Origin of the sequence: Pantoea sp. EA-12 (assembly GCF_030053355.1) — a bacterium.
GTDB lineage: Bacteria > Pseudomonadota > Gammaproteobacteria > Enterobacterales > Enterobacteriaceae > Pantoea > Pantoea vagans_C.
On record NZ_JASGBY010000006.1, the window covers coordinates 185,555 to 209,371 of the forward strand.

The 23,817-nt window shown below is 49.0% G+C and carries 17 protein-coding genes and 4 pseudogenes; 10 read left to right on the forward strand and 11 right to left on the reverse strand.

Going from position 1 to position 23,817, the window contains the following annotated elements:
• Positions 1-3: 3 nt before the first annotated feature.
• The 3 genes from QMZ30_RS11440 to QMZ30_RS11450 are packed head-to-tail and all read left to right on the forward strand — an operon-like array spanning position 4 to position 3,152.
• Positions 4-1,533: a Fic family protein gene (locus tag QMZ30_RS11440; protein ID WP_283227464.1), complete on the forward strand. Its 1,530-nt coding sequence runs from the start codon at positions 4-6 to the stop codon at positions 1,531-1,533.
• Positions 1,534-1,587: 54 nt separating this feature from the next.
• A complete protein-coding gene (locus QMZ30_RS11445; protein ID WP_283227465.1) occupies positions 1,588-2,583 on the forward strand; it encodes an XdhC family protein in 996 nt (331 codons plus the stop codon).
• Positions 2,580-3,152, forward strand: coding sequence for a nucleotidyltransferase family protein (locus tag QMZ30_RS11450; protein WP_283227466.1), 573 nt, complete (start codon positions 2,580-2,582; stop codon positions 3,150-3,152). Before QMZ30_RS11445 ends, QMZ30_RS11450 begins: the two co-directional genes overlap by 4 nt.
• Before the next feature lie 67 nt (positions 3,153-3,219).
• Here the strand turns inward: QMZ30_RS11450 and paoC are convergent, their stop codons facing one another.
• From paoC to paoA, 3 genes are read right to left on the reverse strand one after another with little or no spacing between them, the layout of a single operon-like run.
• Positions 3,220-5,418: an aldehyde oxidoreductase molybdenum-binding subunit PaoC gene (gene paoC / locus QMZ30_RS11455; RefSeq protein WP_283227467.1), complete on the reverse strand. Its 2,199-nt coding sequence runs from the start codon at positions 5,416-5,418 to the stop codon at positions 3,220-3,222.
• Positions 5,415-6,371 (reverse strand): FAD binding domain-containing protein, encoded by a 957-nt coding sequence (locus QMZ30_RS11460; protein ID WP_283227468.1) that lies wholly within the window; start codon positions 6,369-6,371, stop codon positions 5,415-5,417. The genes paoC and QMZ30_RS11460 overlap by 4 nt, the downstream gene beginning before the upstream one ends.
• Positions 6,368-7,006 carry an aldehyde dehydrogenase iron-sulfur subunit PaoA gene (gene paoA / locus QMZ30_RS11465; protein ID WP_283227469.1) on the reverse strand — a complete coding sequence of 213 codons (639 nt, stop codon included), beginning with the start codon at positions 7,004-7,006 and terminating at the stop codon, positions 6,368-6,370. Before paoA ends, QMZ30_RS11460 begins: the two co-directional genes overlap by 4 nt.
• Positions 7,007-7,359: 353 nt before the next feature.
• Here paoA and QMZ30_RS11470 point away from each other — a divergent pair, with 353 nt between their 5' ends.
• From QMZ30_RS11470 to QMZ30_RS11485, 4 genes are all read left to right on the forward strand, one after another.
• Positions 7,360-7,692 carry a thiol-disulfide oxidoreductase DCC family protein gene (locus QMZ30_RS11470; RefSeq protein WP_349306828.1) on the forward strand — a complete coding sequence of 111 codons (333 nt, stop codon included), beginning with the start codon at positions 7,360-7,362 and terminating at the stop codon, positions 7,690-7,692.
• An 804-nt stretch (positions 7,693-8,496) separates the two neighbouring features.
• Complete coding sequence (locus QMZ30_RS11475) at positions 8,497-9,630, forward strand: hypothetical protein (protein ID WP_283227470.1); 1,134 nt, start codon at positions 8,497-8,499, stop codon at positions 9,628-9,630.
• A 383-nt stretch (positions 9,631-10,013) separates the two neighbouring features.
• Positions 10,014-10,784, forward strand: coding sequence for a hypothetical protein (locus tag QMZ30_RS11480; RefSeq protein WP_283227471.1), 771 nt, complete (start codon positions 10,014-10,016; stop codon positions 10,782-10,784).
• A 21-nt stretch (positions 10,785-10,805) separates the two neighbouring features.
• Positions 10,806-12,413 (forward strand): serine/threonine protein kinase, encoded by a 1,608-nt coding sequence (locus tag QMZ30_RS11485; protein WP_283227472.1) that lies wholly within the window; start codon positions 10,806-10,808, stop codon positions 12,411-12,413.
• A gap of 32 nt (positions 12,414-12,445) precedes the next feature.
• Here the strand turns inward: QMZ30_RS11485 and QMZ30_RS11490 are convergent.
• Both QMZ30_RS11490 and QMZ30_RS11495 read right to left on the reverse strand, forming a co-directional pair.
• Positions 12,446-13,108, reverse strand: a pseudogene (locus tag QMZ30_RS11490) (ISNCY family transposase); the annotation flags it as partial.
• 182 nt (positions 13,109-13,290) lie between these two features.
• On the reverse strand, positions 13,291-13,593 hold the full coding sequence (locus tag QMZ30_RS11495) for a PNPOx family protein (RefSeq protein WP_283227473.1): 303 nt from the start codon (positions 13,591-13,593) through the stop codon (positions 13,291-13,293).
• Between the two features lie 193 nt (positions 13,594-13,786).
• Between QMZ30_RS11495 and QMZ30_RS11500 the strand changes: the two genes are divergently transcribed.
• Positions 13,787-14,164, forward strand: a complete 378-nt coding sequence (locus QMZ30_RS11500) for a hypothetical protein (protein ID WP_283227474.1) — start codon at positions 13,787-13,789, stop codon at positions 14,162-14,164.
• A gap of 193 nt (positions 14,165-14,357) precedes the next feature.
• Here the strand turns inward: QMZ30_RS11500 and QMZ30_RS11505 are convergent.
• From QMZ30_RS11505 to QMZ30_RS11525, 5 genes and pseudogenes are all read right to left on the reverse strand, one after another.
• A pseudogene (locus QMZ30_RS11505) lies at positions 14,358-14,597 on the reverse strand (IS3 family transposase); the annotation flags it as partial.
• Between the two features lie 31 nt (positions 14,598-14,628).
• Positions 14,629-14,852 (reverse strand): annotated as a pseudogene (locus QMZ30_RS11510) (IS110 family transposase); the annotation flags it as partial.
• A pseudogene (locus QMZ30_RS11515) lies at positions 14,824-15,650 on the reverse strand (IS3 family transposase); the annotation flags it as partial. The pseudogenes QMZ30_RS11510 and QMZ30_RS11515, both read right to left, overlap by 29 nt.
• Before the next feature lie 368 nt (positions 15,651-16,018).
• The gene (locus QMZ30_RS11520) at positions 16,019-16,339 is read right to left on the reverse strand and encodes a contact-dependent growth inhibition system immunity protein (RefSeq protein WP_283227475.1); all 321 of its coding nucleotides are present in this window, start codon (positions 16,337-16,339) and stop codon (positions 16,019-16,021) included.
• A gap of 1 nt (position 16,340) precedes the next feature.
• The gene (locus QMZ30_RS11525; RefSeq protein ID WP_283227574.1) at positions 16,341-17,174 is read right to left on the reverse strand and encodes an RNase A-like domain-containing protein; all 834 of its coding nucleotides are present in this window, start codon (positions 17,172-17,174) and stop codon (positions 16,341-16,343) included.
• 944 nt (positions 17,175-18,118) lie between these two features.
• On the opposite strand from QMZ30_RS11525, the gene QMZ30_RS11530 reads away from it, so the two are divergent.
• On the forward strand, positions 18,119-19,072 hold the full coding sequence (locus QMZ30_RS11530) for an autotransporter domain-containing protein (protein WP_283227476.1): 954 nt from the start codon (positions 18,119-18,121) through the stop codon (positions 19,070-19,072).
• Positions 19,073-19,991: 919 nt separating this feature from the next.
• Here QMZ30_RS11530 and QMZ30_RS11535 read toward each other — a convergent pair.
• Complete coding sequence (locus QMZ30_RS11535) at positions 19,992-20,861, reverse strand: hypothetical protein (RefSeq protein WP_283227477.1); 870 nt, start codon at positions 20,859-20,861, stop codon at positions 19,992-19,994.
• 905 nt (positions 20,862-21,766) lie between these two features.
• Between QMZ30_RS11535 and QMZ30_RS11540 the strand changes: the two genes are divergently transcribed.
• Entirely contained in the window at positions 21,767-23,743 is a 1,977-nt protein-coding gene (locus QMZ30_RS11540) for an alkyl/aryl-sulfatase (RefSeq protein ID WP_283227478.1), read from the forward strand.
• The last annotated feature ends 74 nt before the right edge of the window (positions 23,744-23,817 follow it).

The window sequence follows — 23,817 nt, forward strand, 5'->3', positions numbered from 1 at the left end:
CCGATGCTGGTGGGATTTAAGGCGCTCTGCAAGCGCTATCACATTGAACTGGTTCAGCCACTTCGCGTGGAATCGGCTATTGGCACGGTTCGCGCCACCCATGAGAACCAGGGACACATCGAAAAGCGCTATCCTCCGAGCTATCAACCTGACGATAGCTTCTCAGGCCATTTTGCGTTTGGCCTCAAATATGAAGAGTTCCATCTGGAGTTTTTTGCCCGGCTCTTCGCTGCCATCGGCCCTGAACCGATCGAAAGCTGGTGCCTGCGCGAGCCCTTTGGCCAATACGCCCGCCGTACCGGTTTTCTCTATGAATGGCTAACAGGTAACACGCTCACCAACGTGTCCGATGTCGCTAACGGCGGGTATATTGCGGCGATCTCCGCGAAGGACTATCTGACGCGAACTTTAGCAATCAAGAATAAACGCTGGCGTATCAATGATAACTTACCCGGCTCGCCAGACTTTTGTCCTGTTATTCGCCGCACGCCTGAGATTGAGAATGCCATTGCCTTTGATGTCACGGCAGCACTGCATGAACTGGATGATACCTTTGGTGCCGATGTTCTGCTGCGAACCGCCAGTTGGCTGACCTTCAAGGAATCCCGGGCCAGCTTTTTAATTGAGAAAGAGGCTGAACAGGCCGATCGTATTCAGCGTTTCGCCCATGTTATTGCGCAATATTGCGGCCAGATCGATGACCCGCTCAGTGATGAAAGCCTGCATATTCTGCAAAGAGGCATTCTCGGTCACGATGCGTTGGGACTGGGGCTGCGTCGCTCGCCGGTGTTTGTCGGACAGGCGACCATGCGCGAAGACATCGTGCATTACGTAGCGCCGCAGTTTGAAGATTTGCCGCAGTTTATGCGTGGACTGCAGGAATTCGAACTCGCCACGCGTGGTGCAGAACCCCTGGCAAGAGCAGGCGTGATTGCTTTCGGCTTTGTCTATATTCATCCAATGCGCGACGGCAATGGCCGTATTCATCGCTTCCTGATTAATGACTCGTTAATTCGCGACGGCGCCATTCCTGAAGGCGTTATTCTGCCGGTCTCTGCCAGTATTACCAGCTCGCTGGATTTCCGTGTTGGCTATGACCGCACGCTGGAAGTGTTCTCTAAACGCCTGATGCGCCGCTATGCCACCTCATGCCATTTTGGTGAGATTGTGACCTATGACGACGGTACACCGAGCAACTTCACCTTCGCCGACTACGAAGATGCGCGTTACGCCTGGCGCTACCCGGATTTGACCTCTCACGTGTTGTACACCGCGAAAGTGATTGAGCACACCGTGCGAGTCGAAATGGCAGATGAAGCCAGAGTGCTGACAATATTCCAGAAGGCGCAGGAGAGGCTGAAGGAAGTGCTGGAGATGCCGGATCAGGATGCGAATCGGATAATCCGATCATTGAAAGAGAATGGCTGGCAGGTGTCAGGAAAGTTGAGAAAGGAGTATCCGCCGCTAGAGGATACGGCAAGGGCGGAGAAGATCGTTGAGGCGGTCAAGTCGGCGTTTGACGAGGGGAGTTAAGAAAAGTTGGGTTGGACGCAATTCTGAACATAAACGCCCTTACAGGAGAACTGCATGCATCATCTTGATGTGCAAGTGTTGAACGCAGCACTGGCATGGGCTGAGGAGCATCCGGTGTGGCTATGTACGGTGCTCAGTACCTTTGGCTCGTCCCCGCGCCCGCCAGGCGCAATGATGGTGATCAGAAGCGATGGTCGCTATTGCGGCTCGCTGTCGGGCGGGTGCGTGGAAGAGAGCTTTATCGCCCGAATTGGCGACGATATTTTTTCCTCGCCCAGCCAGATTGTTCGTTATGGAGACGGTGGCTTTGAGCCGGACCAGGCGCTGCCCTGCGGAGGCGCGCTGGACATCCTGGTGGAAAAGTTGATGCCGGTTAAAGCGTCGATCGGCTACCTGCGACAGATGATGTCAGCGTTGACGGGGCCGCATTCCGTGGTAAAAGCGCTGACAATACCCGAACCGTGCCGTTCGCTGCTACCTGGGGGGTATCTGAGCCGGACGCATACTCAGGTACAGGGCGCGAACATCGTGCTGACGTTGTGCGCCCCTCCCAGGGTGGTCATTGCGGGCCTCTCCAGCGTCGCACTCTACTGCGCGAACTTTGCTCAGGCTTTAGGGTTTGAAACACTGGTATGTGAGCACCGCGAGGATGTACTGCTGAATCTGGCCGATCAACTTGATGACTCTGTGAAGTTAATTAAGCAGTTTCCCGCTAGCTACCTTGAACGTGAAGGGTGTCACTCAGGCACCGCGATTCTTTCCCTTACCCATAACCCTCGCATCGACGATCTCACGATGATGGAGGCTGTAAATCTGCCCGCTTTCTATATCGGCGCCATGGGATCGCAGAACAACAGTCTGAGGCGAAAAGAGCGGTTAGTCAGGATTGGCGAACTGAATCCCGAAGAAATTAACCGGATTCATGCCCCGATTGGGATGGATATTGGCAGCAAAACACCCGCGGAGATCGCGCTATCCATTATGGCCGATGTCGTTAGCCACAAAAATGGTTTGATGGGCTCAGCGCAGGACAAGGATGGCGCATCGTGAATATTGCCATTCTGGTCATGGCCGCTGGGTACAGCCGTCGCTTCAGGCAATCCGGTCGGGGAAATAAACTCGCTGCGGTAATGCAGGGTAAGCCAGTGCTTCAGCATACGCTGGATAATGTGCGGGCTACTGGTCTTGACTGCTATGTGGTGGCTCGGCCTGATGACAGGCAACTGCATGCGTTAATGTCGGAAGAACGCATCGTGCGCTGTTCGAGTGAGGGGCTGGGGGAATCTATCGCGGCGGGCGTGAACGCCACAGCAGATTATGACGGATGGTTAATTACCCTGGCGGATATGCCTTTTATCCAGCCCTCAAGCTATCGGGCCATCAGTGAAGCGCTGCGCGACTCCCGATTGGTACGCGCACAAGTCGATGGAATACAAGGTCATCCCGTCGGTTTTCAGCGATCTTTTTACTCTCAGCTTTGTGCATTACAGGGAGACAAAGGGGCGAGGGAATTGCTAAACGCTGATGCTGTCACGTTTGTTGACTTAACCGATCGCGGCTGCATCACGGATATTGATACTATTGAGGATATTACGCGGGCTAATCAGGCTGAATGTTGATGTGGCTAAGAAACAGACGCTGCACGGACTTGCAGACCGCACAGCGGGTAAATTTATTTGGCGAACGTTAAGCGGTCTGGGGTAAAGCTGCTAAGAGTTTATCCAGCGTAACCGGATAATCTCTGACCCTGACACCCGTCGCGTTGTAAATCGCGTTCACAATGGCTGCACCGACACCACATAATCCCAGTTCACCCACGCCTTTGGCTTTCATCGGTGAAGAGACCGGATCGGTATCATCAAGAAAGATGACTTCCTGCTCGGGAACATCCGCATGAACGGGCACCTCATAGCTTGCCATATCGTGATTCACAAACAATCCCAATCGGGTATCCACCGCCAGTTCTTCCATCAGCGCGCCACCTAATCCCATTGTCATCGCGCCAATGACCTGACTTCGCGCGGTTTTGGGATTGAGTATTCGACCTGCCGCACAGACGGCCAACATGCGGCGTACCCGCACTTCCCCTGTGTAAACATCCACGGCCACCTCAGCAAAATGCCCGGCAAACGTGGATTGCTGATACTGCTGATCGAGGTCGCCAAACTCAATCGTGTCTTCTGCCGTCAGAGTGCCATTAGCCGCTGCCGCAGAAAGCGGGACGCTGCGATGACCTGAGCGAACTTCGCCCTCCACGAACTCGGCATCATCAGGGTTGATGCCGAGTGCTGTTGCTACCTGTTCTCGAAGCTTGACGCAGGCGGCATAAACGCCTGCCGTCGACGTGTTCGCACCCCACTGACCACCGGACCCCGCTGAGACCGGGAAAGCGGAATCTCCCAGTTTCACTGCTACTTGTTCAAGGGGCACGCCCATCATTTCTGCCGCCGTCTGGGCGATGATGGTGTAGCTACCGGTGCCAATATCCGTCATGTCGGTTTCGACGGTGACGATGCCATGCGCATCCAGGTGCACCCGAGCGCCAGAGGGAGCGAGGAGATTGTTGCGGAATCCAGCGGCTACGCCTAAGCCCACCAGCCAGCGCCCGTCTCTTACCTGGGCAGGCAAGGGATTGCGCTTTTGCCAGCCGAATTTATCTGCACCGGTACGCAGACACTCAATCAGCTGGCGGCGCGAGAAGGGGCGTTTGGCATCAGCGGGATCAACCTGAGTATCATTCAGAATGCGGAATTCGACGGGATCGATGCCAGCTTTCTCCGCTATCTCATCCATCGCCATTTCCAGCGCCATTAACCCTGGCGCCTCACCCGGCGCGCGCATCGCATTGCCTTCCGGCAGATCAAGCGTTGCCAGACGCAGGCCGGTCAGACGGTTAGCACCGGCATAGAGGAGTTCCGTCTGTTGCACGGCGGTCTCAGGGGTGCCGTTCGGCAAGTTACCCGACCAGCTAATATGCGAGATGCCCGTGATATGCCCGGATTTGTCGGTACCGATGCGAATATGCTGGTGCGTCGCGGGACGATGAGTGGTGTTATTAGGGATCATCGGCCGGGGGAGCATCATTTTTACCGGACGTTTCACAACGCGAGCGCCCAACGCTGCCAGCAGGGCATCACTGCGCAGAAACAACTTCCCGCCAAAACCACCGCCAATATAAGGCGACAGCACCCGCACTTTTTCCAGCGGCAGGTTCAGCGTCTTCGCAAGATCGGATCGGCACCAGTTTATCATCTGGTTCGACGTCCACACCGTTACCTTGTCCTTGTCCCACATGGCCATAGAAGCATGCGGTTCCATGGCCATGTGACTCTGATCCGGCGTGGTATAGGTTTCATCCAGCACAAACGCCGCTTCGCGCAGGGCACGATCCACATCACCCACGGTTTTATCCGGCGTATCTTCCGGTGGCGTCGTCACGGTGGGTATTTCATGAGCAAGGCTGTAAGCGCCTTCTTCTTGCTGATAACTGACCTCTACCAGTTGGGCCGCCGCACGCGCCTGTTCAAACGTTTCAGCGACAACCAAAGCAACGGCCTGATGGTAATGTTCAATACGGTATTCAGCCAGCAACGTTGCTGTGTTCATCTCCCCCTTGCTGAGTTTGCCCGCATTTTTGGCGGTAACAACGCCTAACACGCCCGGTGCGCTTTCAGCGGCTTCGGTATTAAGTGAGGTAATTTTACCTTTGGCAATCGGGCTACCCACCACATACCCATACGTGACGTCAGGCGCCTCATCATGCCATTCATAGGCGTAAGGCGCGCTGCCGGTTGTTTTTAAAGGCCCATCAATGCGATCAAGCGGACGGCCAACGTATCTGAGCTGGTCGATGGGATTAAAACCGGCGGGTTTCTCAAATTTCATGCTTTTGCCCTCGCGTCTGCCAGCACTGAAGCCAGAGTGCGCTTCGCCAGTACCAGCTTGAATTGGTTATCCGCCGTAGGATGTGCATCCTCAAACAACTTATCGAAAACCGGCTGAGCACCATTGGGCAGTTCGCTGTCTGCCAACGCCCGTCGCCAGGGTTGATGCGCCACACCCCCGACGGCGATCCTTCCTGTGTGATCACGCTTTACGATGGCCGCTACGGAAACCAGTGCAAATGCATAAGAGGCGCGATCGCGAACCTTACGGTAGATATGCGTGCCTCCCACTGGCGGCGGCAGGACCACCGCAGTGATAAATTCGCCCGCATTAAGCACCGTCTCAAGATGAGGCGTCTGACCCGGCGCGCGGTAGAAATCATTAATAGGAATCGCGCGCTCGCTGCCATCCGGGCTGACCGTTTCGATAGTTGCATCCAGCAGACGCATTGCCACGGCCATGTCGCTGGGATGTGTTGCAATACAATCTTGACTGGCTCCGATAACAGCAAGCTGGCGGCTGTAACCCCCAAGCGCCGCACAGCCGCTGCCGGGCAGACGCTTATTACAGGGCTGGTTGGTGTCATAGAAATAAGGACAGCGCGTGCGTTGAAGCAGGTTTCCTGCCGTCGTCGCCTGATTGCGTAACTGACCAGACGCACCTGCCAGTAACGCGCGTGAGAGCACCGCATAGCCCGTCCGCACACGCATGTCTGCGGCAAGGTCGGTATTTCGCACCAGTGCACCAATACGCAGTCCGCCTTCGTCGGTGGGTTCAATCTTATCCAGCGCCAAACCGTTCACATCAATGAGATGAGCGGGAGTTTCGATCTCCAGCTTCATCAGATCGAGCAAATTGGTGCCTCCGGCAATAAACCTGGCACCGGGATTTTGCAGCGCGCGCGTGGCGGCTTCCAGGGAAGAGGTGACTTTTTCATAGCTGAAGGCTTTCACGATGTCTGACCCTCCGCGTATTCATCAATGGCGGCGAGGATGTTGGCATAGGCCCCGCAGCGGCAGATATTACCGCTCATGCGCTCGCGAATTTCATCTGCATGTCGTGTCGGCTGTGCCAGCAGGTCCGGGGAAACGTGGCTGGGTATGCCGTCTGCAATTTCCTTCAGAACCGCCACGGAAGAGCATATTTGTCCCGGCGTGCAGTAACCGCACTGATAGCCATCATGTTTGATGAAAGCAGCCTGAAGCGGGTGCAGATTGTCAGGCGTACCCAGGCCTTCAATGGTGGTGACCTCAGTGTTTTGCTGCATTACCGCCAGTGTGAGGCACGCATTAATGCGTCGCCCATCTACGATAACGGTACAGGCACCGCACTGACCATGGTCGCAGCCCTTTTTGGTTCCGGTGAGGTGCAGATGTTCGCGTAGAGCATCCAGCAGAGTGGTGCGGGTATCCAGATGGAGCGAACGTTCTTTACCATTCACTTTTAAACTTACCGGCATCATGGCGGGTGGGGGTGTGGTAGCTAGCGCGTGCTGACTTGATGTGGTCGCAACTGAAGCGCTATTGGCTGTTGCGGCGTTTTCTCGATCACGATCCTGCTGGTGGTTGACATCATGTGGGGTGCTCATACCCGGCCTCCAGTGACAAAATTAGGGTGCCTAAGGCACCTCAGTTTATAAGGTTTTTGTAAGCACTAAGCATAGACGTCAATTGGACATTACGGGTGTGGCGGGCTATTTCTTCGCAGAAAGTAAGCGGAGCGAGAAATAAAACAACTTTTTATATGACCGATTTTAGAAATATACCGTATCGCTTATAAATTTGATTTCCCCGCATTGCTTGACGTAGCACTTGAATGTGCCGTAATGATGATTTGATGAATGGGGAAATCGTTATGTCGTTGCCACCCTTTCTCAGAGCAGAGGAACAAGTCATCATATACGATGGTATTTGTAAGCTGTGTAACGCCTGAGTTATTTTTTTGATCACTCATCGGATCGATCCGAAAATTCGCTTTGTCGCCATCCAAAGTGAGAAGGGGAAAATGTTACTTAGATACGCAGGTTTGCCTGATGAAAATATTCGAACAATTGTTCTGATTAACAAGAACCAACATTGGCTCAGGTCTCAGGCCATTTGCAGGGCAATGGCATTTATGCCGTGGCCCTGGAAGGCGCTGTCTGCTATTCGATTTTTACCCAGTTTTATATCTGATTTCATTTATAATCGTATTGCACTCAACCGCTATCGGTTATTCGGTCATTACGATGATGTTCATGAGATAGAAGGGGATTATCCTGGCAGGTTTTTATGAGCATTAATGATTGATGGTGATACTAATTTGTCGGTTCTAAACTCAAATATCGATGGCTCGACAGGGGCATGCTACTGGAAATTTAGCCATCAAAAATCATTGCCAGAATTTAACTGTATTATTAATTGGCAGTTTCGCCGTAAAAGGAAGGATAACACTCTGTACTATTTGAATATTATGCGCCAAGTAGTTTTTCACTAAATCAGCACTTTAATAAAAGTACTATAATAAATGTACACAACGGATGTTATGTTTAAAACTGTAGAATTGCTGCCCCATTAAGATTGGCGGAAACAAGTCAAGAAAAGTAAATCACTTTTTTCATGATCCTCAGCGAAACGGTTTCGGCTATTTTCCCGCATACGAAGATTAATCTGGAAGAACGGAATAAAATGGGCGGCTACCAGCAGTGGTTTTGATGATGATCTTGTCGTAAGGTGATGATATTAATGATAAAATGTGAAAAAATCGGGGGCGGAGGTTACCAGGCACTCTGTTGTAGACGCTGGTATCCTGCAGAAATACCGCCTGATCGTTCGGGAACAGGACGGCAGGGAAAAAAGTGCTCACGTAACCGTGAGTTAGATACAGATATAAACGAATCCGCACCACGGCGTTTCGGACCAGATGTTAACAGGGGCCTGCCTGATGAGGAGGGAGCCAGAACAGGTATGAAAGCCGGGTACCTCAGTGAAGGCCGGGGAATAGTCATAAACGCCCGGCCCCATATTATCTGTATCATTGCCCCTGTTTCATCTGCATGAAATATTACGCACAGCGTTAACATAAAGAAATGAGACTGTAATGAATTTAAAACGATTATCCGTCATGGTCAGTATATTATCCTTCATTGCGCCGGTTTTTATGCTGAGAGCTTATCTGGGATACTTCGATAATGCGGGCCTGCTGACAGCAGATATAGCGAACGCCGGCATACTTAATGGGGTATTTATTTTTATCTCATTGAGCGTTACGGCCTTTTCTGTTGTTATATTTTTACCATCCGTTGCTTATGGGGTGATGGTTCCTAAAGAAAACCGCCATATGTGGAACTATGAAACCATTAAATCCAGGGCCGGAATAAGCATGGTGTTTAATGCTGTTTACTCATCGCTGCTGTTTTTTTATATGGCCTATTTGTCATCGGAATATAAAGCTTATGGGCGGCTGACGGCTTGGGTTGCCCTGATGGGGTTAATTTCCGGCGTGACGCTGATTAATTATCTTTTTTTGCGCGATCCTGTTAATCAGGTTGTATATTATAAAGATAAAAAAACCAGAATTAAAATCAAAAGCCTCTGTTTTTTAGCCTACCCGGCCGGCGGGGTGTTCATGATCCTGCTCAACTGCTATGGGCTGGTATTACTGATTAACTCAGTGAATCATGAAAAAGTCACAGACAGCTTTAGCGATTTTGTCAGGATGGCATCTGTCATGATATTTCTCTGCGTAATTAATATCGTCCCAGGCATCGTTTTTTCACTCCTTCACAATCGGACCACGTTTGTGAAGGCCGCATGTACTGCGATGGTATCAGCAGTCATTGCCCTGAGTTTACTGGCTTCAGTCGTGACCTCCGTTGTTCCACTGATCATTAACAGGACCATGACCTTTACCGGTATTGCTGACTGGAAAGTCAGACGCTATGTTATCGACGGATCCTCATTTCCTGAAAAAAGATTTAGTGAGAACGTCTGGTATACTGAGCAGTCCGGAATAAAAGATAAATTTATCGTGAAGGGAGTTATGGTGTACTCGCTGAACAACACCAGGCTGCTCTGCCCGGAAATGATTAAGCCGGTTTACAGAGACCGCATACACTTTGTTCCCTGGAGCAGCCATTATGACAGCGACATTGCTAAAGAACTCGAAAAGGCCTCGGTAGCGTGCCAACCTTTTACGGCGGGCGGCATAAATCGGCTGGCAGACATTGAATGAGCTGAATCATAAGGTCTGTACCCCCTTCGCTGACATTCAGGGTGACAGAGTCACGGATACGAGTTGTTGGAGAAAGCACAGAGAACGGGCATAAATAGCGGCGGAAAATAGGTCTGTCGTGAATACCTTTCCACAGGGAAGATGATGGGCTCGCCAGCTGGCAGGCGTCCGGTTTATCCGCCTCAAGGATCGTTTTTTCCCCCCGCCGGGTGATATATTGACCGGCAGCGTCGACTTAACGCTGGCCCGGAAAGTGTTGTTTTACGGGGCAGGCGCTTCCCCGTCACTATAAGCAGGGATAAGCCTATGTTTCATATGATATGTTCCGGATGGAATGTTATTGCTAAATTTTTATCAGAACATGCAGTGTAGATGGGGGGAATATGTTTTCAAACAGAACAATACAGGAAGTCGTAAAGAGCATTCAGTTCCGGACAAACAATGAGTTTGATGACTTTATTATTCATTTTGAACTGAGCGAGGATATAGGTGGCGGCTCTATTGCAAAAAAAGAAACGTCGCTTGTGAAATACCTTAAAGATAACCCGGGGGTCAAAGGGCCGGATAATTCTGACTTGGTTGTCGAGATAATTGAATACATCCTTAAAAAGGACGCACGGTCTTATTCCTTATACAATAATCTGGAAAACCTGAATAACGCCCTTAAGCGGGACGGCTATGAGCTCACCGACACGTCCGTCAGAAAAACTCTTCCGGGTAACGTGCCGGTTGCCAGGTCAGAAGACCGTTTAGCAGAAATATTGAAAAAGCATGGCTTTACCACCGCAGCAGGGCACTACGATCAGGCCATTGCGTCTCATGGCCGGGGGGAATGGGCTGCCGCGAACAGTCAGCTCCGTACTTTTGTGGAAGAGTTTTTTGACAGAATTCATGACGTCACTCAGGCAGGAAGCGGTAAATCGTCCCAGCAACGCCGGCAGGAGTTAGCCAGCGCGGGCTTCTTCAGGTCTGAATATAATGAGTTCTGCCACAACGGAACCGGCTTTGTTGAGGGGTTCTGGAAGCGCCTACATCCTGAAGGATCGCATCCCGGTCTCTCTGAAGAGGCGGATTCGACCTTCCGTCTGCACCTAGTACTGGTGGTGATTCACTATTATGCCGAACGTTTTGATAAAACGTCAGGCTCCCTTTAACTCATCTGTTATGAGCGATATATGGACATACCCGACTTAATCAAACAACTGAAAGCAGCTAAAGTGATCACCACGCTGGTAGGGGAGTTTACTTTCAGGCAGCAGATTGGAGAAGGCGGAAACAGCAACGTCTGCCTGTACGTAAAAGAGGGGAAAGAGTTTGCGGTAAAATTCTTTTCAAAGGGCACGGAAAACCGGTCTAAAACGGATCGGTTCATTGACGAATTTTTCGGCATGGCACAGATACCGTCACATCCGTGTATCGCCGAATATTTTCATCTGGACACGGTGACCATCTCAGATGAAAAATTTCTGATCATAATCATGCGGCGCTACGCATCAGCCCTCAGGGGAACGCTGAGTGGAGAAGCCGATGAAACCCTGTATGTGGAAAAAATGACGGCGCTGTTTGAGCACCTGCTTGACGCTATCGGGCACCTGCACGCGCATGGCATCATCCACCGTGATATCAAGCCTCAGAATATACTCATCGACCGCCTGAATAATCGCTTCGTTCTGTCCGACTTCGGCATTTCAAAATTTGATCCGGAATACGTGGCGAGAGAAGCTGAAACAGAAGAGGGCGAGCGGCTGGCCAATTACCGTTACTGTGCTCCGGAGCAGCGGGGGCATAGCATTCCGGCATCTTTTTCCAGCGACCTCTATTCACTCGCTCAGGTGATGCAGGAATATGCGACGGGCGACATCAACCAAGGTGGAGGAAGAACCCCCGTGAGGTTCCAGAACTCAGAGACTCTGCGGATTATTGACAGGGTGATTGCAAAGTGTCTTATGCATAACCCGGCAGAAAGGCTGCAGAGCGTACCGGAAGTCAGAACGTTCATGCACACGGAAAGCGAGGCCTTTAAAGCCGATATTCTGTACAGGGCGCAGGAAAAGGAGATCTCGGAAAAATGGGCTTTTCTCTTTGCATTCAGTAACGCCATTGCAAAAGGTTGCCCGGCCGTCAGGCAGGTTGGTGAAATCACCGACCCTGGTAAAATCCGTCAATTCCTTGAGTATGTCGACGCGACGCTTGCCATTGATTCCGGTAAAGAGATGCTCTGGATGGTTAAATCTAACGGCGGGGATCAGAATTATTATGGCGCTGAGCACATCCGCGGGCATGAATATGAAATTAACTTCGGCGGCTTTGCGCATCAGGCTAATATTTTTAAAATCCTGGTTCATTATGACTCCGGCAGGCCTTACAGAAACTTCTTTGTGATCCTTACCGGAAGCCTGCCCCCTTTTGAATATACAGACTGCAGTGATTTAACGGTTAAGAAATGCAGGCCTCATCTTCCTCATTTAACGGATGAAGCGGTTCAATGGAACGGTCTCTTCCTAGACCCCGCGGATACCGAAAATCCTTATGTGGAGATTGAAGGAACGGTACACCAATACGACAGGGCCACTTTCAGGCATCTGAGTCGTTTTATCGCGCCGGAAGCACTGTTTGTCTCGCCGGAAGGCGTAGCGGATTACCGGGTGATCAGTCAAAACCAGCTGGCAGAGAGGCTTTTAAGAAGCTGTATTGCGCAAAAGACATTGAGTTCGGCGTCGGTCCGTCAGTACTGGAACGGGATAGGTGGCCGGCTCGCCCACTGGATAAGCAGCAGAAACTGAGTCTTACGAAGCCAGTTTCTCCGCCGGCTTTATTTATTGTTGATGCGGAACACGCTGGCCTTGTCGCTGTAAAACGCCAGCGGCTTGCCGTGCTACTCAAGGTAACCGCGCGTGGCTTCAAAGTAGGTGATAGTGGACTCGGAACGGACGAAATGAAGCTGCATCTGGCGACTGGTCGCGTTATCCACATAAACCAGCAGCGTGCAGGCCGGGCCGCGTTCCTCGAACCAGTGGTGATCACAGCCGTCGTTCTGTATCAGCTCGCCGACACAGGCGCGCCGGTAGCGGGGTTGCTGAATTTTAGGGGCACGATGCCTGCGCGGGACCCAGAGACCTGACTGTATCATCAGCTTGTGCACGCTCTCTTTAGACAATACAACGCCGTGCAGTTCGGTCAGCTTCTCGCATGCAAGTGTCGGACCAAAGTCTGAGTAGCGCTCGCGGATGATCTGAACCGCACGTTCAGCAAGGCCTGCTGGCAGCTGATAGTTGCTGGGCTTGCCGCGCCGCCGATCAGCCATGCCCAGCGGACCGTCTGTAAGATAGCGCTGAAGCAGGCGACGACAATGCCTGTCGGAAATACCGAGACGCTCAGCAGCGGGATGGGTTGTCAGCTGCCGGTCGACGACGTCCTGAATAATTTTAAGCCGATTAACTTCGTTCATTGTAAAAAACTCCGCACCAGAATCCGTCATATCAGGATCCTCAGCAGGTAGCCCGACACGGTCAGGCAAACTTAGATGACGGAATAAATATCATATTAATCAATGACTTGTCCTAGTTCATGTAATACTTATTATGTTAAATAATGTGGTTGTCCAGTTCTCAACGTCCCACCTTTTCCTTCCATAAAGCTACTACCTAAGCTAGTGGTTGCTTATGATGCAATAACGTTCACATTAAACTGTAGTAGCAACTGGGTTTTATTACTGTAACCCAATACGGGCACGTCTGGATTGGTCTTCAGCGCCCGCCATTTCGGACCCCGCATATCGGTATGGAATTCCAGCGTTCGTGTGACGTGGTCAAAGCGGCGCAGCACCAGCGTCCGCGCCTGCGGTTTGCCTTGTTGAGCAACGGGCGCCATAGTTAAGAAGTGAAAACCGCTGTTATGATCGTCTGCGCCGGTTTCCAGAGTTTTCCAGCAATCTTCATCAATCTGGTCGAAGCTTAATGGCATATGTTGTTCCTATATGCTGGATTAAAGGTCACGGGTGGACTTTACAAGGCTAAGGTAATTGCCCTGTTTGGCACAAATTTTTAGAGACGTTATTTCATCTCAGTTTTATTATAATAGGTAGCCTAATCTAGGATATTTGCCTAAAATTAATTTATTATGTTATGTCTGTTTACCTCACAAGGATTCCGTGTAATTGAAAAAGTGGCTTTATCCATTATCCATGTTTTTAATGGGCGTTATTTTTACATTGGCGGCCCTCTTTGTGCTGATGGCATTTGACAGAGTCATTCCAGCAAGTCAAGAGTATCAGCAGGCATGCCCTAAACTGTCTGAGTCACAAATCAAATCCAGCTTTATCAATTCCTGGTTCAGAATGGCCGGTAAAAGTGAAAGTATGGAAGCGATTGGTTTGTCGAACATCAGGTTTGAAACAAACCCAGTGTTTGCTGACAATAGCTGGTCTGGTGAGTTGAAGGTGGTTGGGGAAAAGGGCCACTATTCAGCGAATGTTATATTGGATTGTTACAACGGTTATTTCGACTACACCGGCCCATTCGATATGGTTCCGTGACCACGTTAAGCGTGAAACTCATTTTTTCGGCTCGGGAAACCTAAGAGCATAACAGGTGCACACTGATGTGCACCTGATAATTAAATCTGCTTCACCGCAAGTGTCGTTCCTTTGAAAAGTGACGAAACGCTGGTTGGAGCGACCCCGTTCCCGTAAACATTCACTGTCCTCACGACGAGGCCTTTTCGAAGGCCTATGGACTGACGCCTCCCAGGTGGCTGTGGCGTCGGGTCCGGTTGTAGAACACTTCGATATAATCAAAGATAACAGCCCGGGCCATGTCCCGGGTTTTATAAATCCGCTTTCTGATGCGCTCTTTTTTTAGCGAACTGAAGAAGGATTCTGCCACTGCATTATCCCAGCAGTTGCCGCGCCGGCTTATGCTTGGTGACAGGTTATTAACCTGACAGAACCGTCGCCAGTCATCGCTGCCTTACTGGCTGCCCTGGACGCCCTTCTTAGAGTCAAGCCGTTATCGGGATGCTCTCGATCTGCCTGTTTTGATTTCGCAGTAATGTATAAACTTCCCGTGAGATATATCGCTTCAGGCACCGTATTGCATCCATTTTTGTATACCCTTCGGCTACGCGTCGGGCAAAATATTCCTTCGTTTTGCGTCAGTTCGTAATCGACCAATGGCGATGATATGGAGAGCACTATTCGCAGCACGATCTCCACCCCAGCGCAGAATGGGGTCGACTCTGGTTATAGTGTATGCGCCTGGCCTCGATTTTGCACCGGGCATCCTCCATGGACATAAACCAGTTCTCGTTCAGGCACTCCTGGCGCAGCCTGCCGTTGAATGATTCCACTGTGGCATTATCCGTGGGCGTACCCGGCCGTGAGAAGTCAATCTGGATATCACGTTCGTACACCCATTTATCCAGCATTTTTCCCGCAAATTCAGAGCAATTATTCGTTTTCAGGAGCTGCGGTAACGGACGTCTCAACGCGATGATATTCAGCATCTCAGCCACTTCTGAAGATCGCAGGTTCTGGCCTACGCAGATCCCCAGACATTCACGCGTGTAGAGATCGAGTACCGTCAGCAGGCGAAGCCGGCGACCGTCAAACAGCGCATCGGAGACAAAGTCCATCCCCCATACGTGATTGGGATACAGCCCCTGCGGCTGGGGTTGACGTTTCAGCGCAGATTGATTGCGGCGGGGGCGTTTTAGCCGCAGCGATAATCCCTGCTCGCGATAAAGCCGGTAAATACGCTTGTGATTATCGCGCCAGCCTTCCCGTTTCAGCATGACGTGAACCCTGCGGTAGCCATAGTGGACGCGGGTTTCGGTTATCTCCCTGATGCGCAGTAGCCGCGCGCTGTCGTCTGCCGCAACGGAGCGGTAACGGTACGAACTGCGGCTGATCTTAAGCGCGAAGCAAACCTGTCTTTCACTGGCACCGTAGCGGGTCTGCAAGTCCCTGACCCACTCGCGCAGGCGTGCCAGCGTCAGCTCTTTTTTGCCAGCACGTCCTGCAGCTTATTACCAATATGCGAAAGTAACACATCCCATTGATTCAGTTGAATATTTAAGCAAGCCTGGCGTTCATCAATAGCAGCAATCAATCTTGAGAAGTCAACTGTTGTACTACAAACACACTGGGCTTTCATTTTTAAATACAGTTGGGTTAAATCCGAAGACTTAAGAAGCCGAAAAGCTGCTATCGCAAAGGCTAGAAACATAAAATGGGTATTCAGTGATACTTTGCACAACCAGAAAAACCTTTTTCATCTTCAACTTAGGTGGGAATTAAGGGCGTTACTGCCATAACTACCCCTTCAAACGAATGCTCTCTCTGTTTTATTTATTCAATCGCTGCTTAGAGGTCACAGTTACATCAGCTAAGTCAGCCTAAATGTCCGGAATCCTGCAGGTGCTGCCGAATCCTGGCTTTTATCAGATCCAGAAATTTTGCCGGCGTTGTTCCCCAGTTTTCAGGGACGAAAGAACCCCGGTAATGCGCCCTGAAATCAGCCTCCAGGTCATCACACTCCTTCAGGAACAAGTCGATATCATCGATGACAGCATGTTGCATCCCCTTATGCGATGCGGCTAGGTAGGCATCTATTTTGGGATCGATATCGTCACTGTCGTCAAACAGGTCGTAGTCCTGGCCGAAGTAAATGAAGATAAGGTCGTCGAGTGCGCTGATATTGATTCTGTCCACGTTACAGCTCCGGAAAGGCGGTGAGTACGAAATAAGGCTTACCGTGGTAAGGCCGGAACTCAAGAGAGACCCTGACGCGATAGACGGTGGTCGCCGAGGTGGCACCCCGCTTCACGACGATGCCTGTTGGCTGCGAGAATGCTCGGGACATCACCATTCTTGCGCGTAGGTTCGGCGGAACGTGCTTCACCCACATCTCAATCTGTCGGCGGTTATCCCGCACGACGGCGGAGATAAGCTTCTCAGCCTCATCTGTGGTTCTGAAGCTACTTGCTTCATCCAGGTTGGCACGGCGTCCGAGCCTGGCAATCAGCTCCTCTGGTGTTTTCCCAACATGTCTTTCGAGCGTGTGGCCGCCAGCGCCTTTCACCACGACCGCTTCGTGATCGGCTAACCGAATGCGGCCAGCACGGATGGCTGCAATTCTCACACCGCCGATCGCCAGAGCAAACGACATCGGCACGGCCAGATCGACGGTCGTGCCCACGTACATGGCCGTGTTCCGGTCAGCCCCCAGTTTTTCCGCCAGCGCGACCGCTGAGTTGTAGGTGTCGGTTGCGACCGACTTCCCTGTCCAGACCTGTCTGAGCGAGGCCTGGATGGTATCGAGGCTGTGGGTACCCACCATGACGCAACCGGCTTTCGTGAGCATGGTGGGTTCGGGTACCACGCACATCGCACCGGCACCAAACATTTCGGCCACGCCACCCAGTAATCCAAGACCACCGTACAACCGGTTGCTGAGAGTCTCTCCCTCGCTCACGGTTTTATCAGACATCACTGCGGCCATCTGCACGGGTGACATCGCCAGTACGATACCGGACTCGTTACTCATCATGCGCTCCATTGCCTGAGGTCAGTAACTGAACAGTACCAAAAGAGGAGAGAGAATATTAAGGAAATTGTCCGATAAATCCTGCTCGAAGAAGGAAAGCCAAATCGTGTGCTAACATCCCATGAGCCCAGATGTACTTCAACGGCGTATGTGCCCTCCCCTCTCAGAAAATGGAGAGAAAAAAAAGAAAATAAAAAGAAAACTTTACGGGCCCGAGCCGATCGGAAACTGCGCGGAGCGCGGCGGGAAGGCTTAACAGGGGGGATTGGGATGTTAGCTGAAGATAAGTACACTGAAATTTAGTTATAGCTTTGAGGTTACTCCTCTCTTATGAAATAAAAGATGGGTTTTCCACGCTGATTATGCTGACCTCGGAAGGCTGTGGCACCGCAAGTGAAGGTTATTTCACCCACCGTGCTTAAGGTAATGCACAACAGTGGGAAATCCTTGTATAAATTAATTTTAAGTTGAATCCTTTAGCACGCACCAAGCAAGTGGCTAATTAAGAAGGAATAACCTAATTCTTTAATAACGACATCTAGGCTTAAGCCATGCCTAAAGTAAAGTTCGGCTTATCGTATTCACTCTACATACAAATGCCTAATTGGTCACCTAAAGGGCTACGAGAACATCCGCCCTTTCCTTACTTGTTCATCATCAACGTTATGAAATAAAATGGACTCTTATAAGCAGTACCGGACATCATAATTATGTTAAATTTCATATCTCTATACGCACCCGCTAGCTATAGGATGATGCCGTTAGCTGATCATTAATGTCTTTAGTGTATGTTTATCAGGCCGTAATCAAATACTCAGTGAAAAACTCAACCACAGTTAAGAACATCGTGCACTGAGCCTCCTCAAACTGCTATCCACCTGACCTTTCCTATCTACCTGCCTATAGTTTATTAACCCTTCATCTTACTCAGGCTGCAAACTGCTATGAGTGCAGCAATTCGAAACCTGCTGATTATTCCACTGCTATCCATTACGTTTAGCCAGTCAAGTTACGCAGCAGATGGCCAACGCATTAAACAACGTGCGGATTCAGTTCTTACATTGATGAGCTATATGGTTGTTCCGGACATAACGGCAAGTGATCTGAACATCGGAACGGGAACCAATGAAAGCAATGAGCTCAACATTACCCAGTTTGGTGGTGGCGCAACATTAAGTGAAAACTTTCCTATATATCTCGAGGGAGCAATGGGTTACAGCCGCTACGATCCCCAGTTTGTCGTGAGTAACGGCACTGAGACACGTCGAATACCGACGAAATGGAACAGCCTGACGGCAACAGGAGGTATTGGGTGGGATTTCCATCTCTTTAAAGACCATCTGGGTGGAAACTGGGTGATTCGCCCTATCGCAAATGTCATGCTGGGCACTATGGCCAGCGACGCTCGTATAGGTGCTTGGGTAATTGATCGGCGTACCAACGCAGATTTTGATTTTCTGGACGGGGGAAGATTGAACGCCTATGGTCTCGGTGGATCGCTGATGCTGGATTATGAATTACTCTCGGCCGCTCAGGATATTGACATTGAATTGCGTTATTCGGGTATGCAATTGCAGACATTCAGTAATACCTCAAAAGCCGTGGAAGGACAGGCGAATGCCCAAAACCTTGGGATTTATGTACGCCGTAGAGCACCTATTTCAGACTGGACGCTTTTAAAAAGCCCGGTACGATACGTTCTTGAAGGAGCACATACAGAATATCTCGGAGATCAAAGGGGAAAACTCGGATTTGACAGCTTAAGTTCAATCGGTGTTGGCATCGAACTGGACAGCAGTCATTACCCTGTCTTTATTTCACGAACGCGACTTGTGGCGCGCTATATGTTTGGCAATGACACCAGTGGCTATGGAATCGGATTAGCAATGAGTTTTTAGCGTTACCAAATATCTTAGACCGGCCCGGATTCAGCGATAAACGTTTCGCGCAGGATGACTTCCTTCATCGTAGGATCATCTAAAAAACTCATCTGGAGCTCTGATGACTGTTTAGTCCATAAAATAGAGTTATCCTGCAAAGTATTACATTGGCCATCGTCATTCAAAAAAAATGACGATGGCATGTTAAAATGATGAATTATTTTGATTGGTTACTGTTGCTGACATTCGTATGCTTTTGTCATAATTAAAAATTATGATTATAATCAATGTGTTACAAGCATGTATCTTAAGGGTACTTATAAGGCAATAAATACCAATAAATTTCACTTAACAAAGATTCATTTGTGAGTCATCCTACCAGTCCCCTTTAATGCCGAGAATAATTATAATGAAATATACTTACTACATCAGCATATCTAAAGTCGGTAACACTCATCATGTACTGCATAACGGTACTTGCCAGATTTACCTCAGCAATAAAGAAGATATGATCGCGCTGGGACGCCACGAACAGTTTATTGTTGCATTAAATCTGGCAAGGAATAACTTTCAGAAAGTATCACCCTGCCCTAAATGCATATTAAAAAGACGATTGTATAATCTTGCCGCCACTAAACGAGGGCCCATTCCGATTAAACATCTTCCTGACGCCTAGTTTGTCTTTTTGCAATACCCCACTCTGTTAAGCGTGAGCAGAATTCATATGGATTCTGCTCATACTACGCTTTACAACAGCGATTATGCCCAAGATATACATTATTTGCTACACTGTTTTATGAATAAATTTAGGGTGTACTGCTGCTGACAACCATCATATCATCCTGTGAAGTACGGGCAAGTTCGCTTGCCCAGACACTATAATCTGTGCCCTTCTATTCAATACTTGAAAGCATGGCGCACATATCAGAGAGCTGACTCAGATGAACTTGAGTAAAAATCGGACCGGTTTTATTTCAAGTATTTTCTGCCAGATGCTTGGGAGATTGACTATTCCAGCAAGGGCAAGCAGCACGAGAATGATAATGGCCAGCAAAGCGGTCAGGACGACAATGAATCTGAATATATTCTTCTGTATTTTTATTTGGTGATCTCTAAATGACAACTCTTTTTCATACTCCACAACAGTATTGACTGACTTACTCTGGATGAAATACACCCTATCGGACTCATTCAAATCTCCCGTAATCACAAGAGAATCCAGAAGTAATCTCAACTTCACCTTATACTCTTCCTTACGGATGTGTTTATACCATAAACGGCCATGAATTAAGCCTAATATTTCTGACTCATTAAATCCATTATTTTCACGACCAGGCCTGAGTTTTATATATTCACTTAAAAGTAATTTTAATATAGCATATCGATCGTGACTGAGGCTTCTGGTTTCAGAAACAAACTTCGAAACCAGAGCCCCCTTCCCCCTGGAAACGAGTTTTTTGATGAATAAAATCTTCGTATAATAATCGAATGCAAAGAGCAAAATATTATTATAAGTTGATGAACTCTCCTTTCGGTAGTGAATTATCTCACTTTTCATCTCGGCGAGCGTAGGAAGATCGACGTTTAAATCTTTATTACTTTGTGTTTCCAGCAACACGCCATATCGTTTTCCGTCAGCAGGGTTGTCATTTACCCCATTCAGGAAAAACTGGACATCATCGATATCTCGGAAATATACCGTGTAGTAGTTATAAGGGTCATCAGGTTTCTCAGTTCTGTTTGTCAATGTCGGGAGATGCTTTGACCAGATTTTTATTTTTAACTTCTGGATGAAATCTTTCAACATACTGTACTCTCCGCAGGAGTGCTATGTGACTCATAAAAGCAGTGCTGGTTTAAGATTATGGATGTTTTCCGAAAAAATATTTAATGCATTGAACTATCTGTATTAAATATTTATCGCCGCACAGATGGAAAACCAGATCATGTTATCGATTAAAAAAGCATCTGTTTTTGGTAAGCATATGAAGAGTATAGGTGGCCCTAAACCAAAGATAGAAATAACATCCCCCATAGGGCAATGCCACTTCTTCTCTGGTCTGATTTGATTAACATATCCTCGCGATTCCTGTATTCCCATTCATCCTACTTTCAACCAGCGATAACGAGAAATTTCTGTCCCCCGTTTTTATAGGGTTAACTTCCTGACAATTGTTAGGTCTAAGCGACAAGCCACTGAGTGGTCAAGCTAACCGAATGATTTGTCGGAAAATACCCGAAGTCAGAATCTGTAAAAATAGTCAGCCATAACCCTAAAAGATGTAACTAAAGTATTTCAGTGCTCTGATATTATTTGGAACAACCGCATTAATGAATCTGCACATTTGTATCATCTTGATAGCGTTTTTCCGAAAAAATGCCACTCTGTTTTAATGTGATATTATAACAATAAAGGTGCATTCACAATCCATCTTCATGGTTAACCTATTGAAAGTGTTTGATAAAAATCAATCACTCAGTTGTTTGGTTTTGAGTGAAATAATTGATCAGCATCAACATTACTTAGATTAAAAAATAAAATTCATTAGTAATGATTGATTAAGCCCAGCGGTGTACTACTTTTAAAGCGAAATGTTGCGAGTCATTTCCCATTTCGCCATGTACACCCTATCAGGAGGAAGGATCGACTCTTGATAGGCTTCTTTTCAGTCATTTAAATTCAGACGTTTAGGCATATTTTCGAGGACAACTATGAAACTGAAGCCACTAATTGTTTGCATGGCGCTTGCCGCTTCACTTAGTTCAATTTCACTCGCTCAGGCTGCAGATGAATTGAGAAAGGATGCCGCAGGACCCACCAAACAGGCGAACGATGCTCTGTATAATCAGTTACCTTTCAATGATAAAACTGATTTTACTGACGCTCATAAAGGATTCATCGCTCCACTTCCTACTGCGGTAATCAAAGGTGAAGCTGGAAATGTTATCTGGAATCCGGAGCAATATTCTTTTATTAAAGAAGGAGAAAAAGCACCGGATACAGTCAACCCCAGCCTGTGGCGTCAGTCTCAGTTAATTAATATCAGTGGCCTGTTTGAAGTGACTGAGGGTGTTTATCAAATCCGTAATCTGGATCTCTCAAACATCACCATTATCGAAGGTAAGAATGGTATTACGGTCGTCGATCCACTGGTCTCGGCAGAAACGGCCAAAGCAGGTATGGACCTCTACTACAAAAACAGAGGTAAAAAACCCGTCATCGCGGTGATTTATACTCACAGTCACGTTGACCATTACGGTGGTGTACGCGGTGTGGTTGACGAAGCGGACGTCAAGTCCGGAAAAACCAAAATCTATGCACCTCAAGGATTCATGGAAGCCGCCGTAGCTGAGAACATTATGGCCGGTAACGTGATGAGCCGCCGTGCCAGCTATATGTATGGCAACCTCCTCAAAGCTGATCCAAAAGGCCAGGTTGGTGCTGGATTAGGTACAACCACTTCAGCAGGTACGGTAACGCTGATTGCGCCCACCGATTACATCACCAAAACCGGTGAAAAGCATACAATCGATGGATTGACCTATGAATTTATGATGGCACCGGGCTCCGAGGCGCCATCTGAAATGCTTTGGTATATCGAAGAGAAAAAGATTATCGAAACGGCAGAGGATGTCACTCACACCCTGCACAATACCTACTCACTTCGCGGTGCCAAGATTCGTGAACCGCTGCCATGGTCAAAATATATTAACGACGCCATTAACCGCTGGGGTGGAAAAGCGGAAATTATTCTTGCTCAGCACCACTGGCCAACCTGGGGAAATGATAACGTTAACAAGTTACTGAGATCACAACGTGACCTGTATCGTTATATCAATGACCAGACCCTGCGTATGGCTAATGAAGGCCTGACACGTGATGAAATTGCCGCCAAGTTCAAACTTCCACCGGCTCTGGCGAATACATGGGCGAACCGGGGATATTATGGTTCAGTGAGCCATGACGTGAAAGCAACCTACGTTCTTTACCTCGGCTGGTTTGACGGCAACCCAGCAACCCTTGATGAGTTGCCACCAGAAGAAGGCGCGAAAAAGTTTGTCGAGTACATGGGGGGCGCTGACAACATTCTGCAAAAAGCGAAAACTGACTATGAGCAGGGCAATTATCGCTGGGTCGCACAGGTGGTCAGTAAAGTCGTGTTTGCCGATCCCAACAACAAAGCTGCACGTGAACTGGAAGCGGATGCGCTGGAACAGCTGGGCTATCAGGCCGAGTCTGGTCCATGGCGCAACTTCTACCTCACCGGTGCACAGGAGTTACGCAGCGGTGTGGTGAAAGGACCCACGCCAAATACGGCCAGCCCGGATACGGTCCGAGCTATGACCCCGGAAATGTTCTTCGATTATCTGGCGACACACATCAATGGGGAAAAAGCCGCCAATGCCAAGGCGACGCTGAATGTGGACCTTGGCAAAGACGGTGGCAAGTATAAGCTTGAACTGGAAAATGGCGTACTTAACCATACGTCCAACTCTCAGGCTGACAATGCTGATGCAACTCTGACCCTCAGCCGCGATACGTTGAATAAGATCATCCTCAAGGATGAAACCCTACAGCAGGCTCAGGACAAAGGAGAAGTTAAGGTCACGGGAAATGCTGACAAAATTAATGAACTGCTGAACTCAATGGATAAATTCGAGTTCTGGTTCAACATCGTCACGCCGTAATAACCATACGGGCTATTCAATTGAAATAGCCCGTTTCATAAAAATACGCAGGTCTGCTGTTTTCGGACAGCATT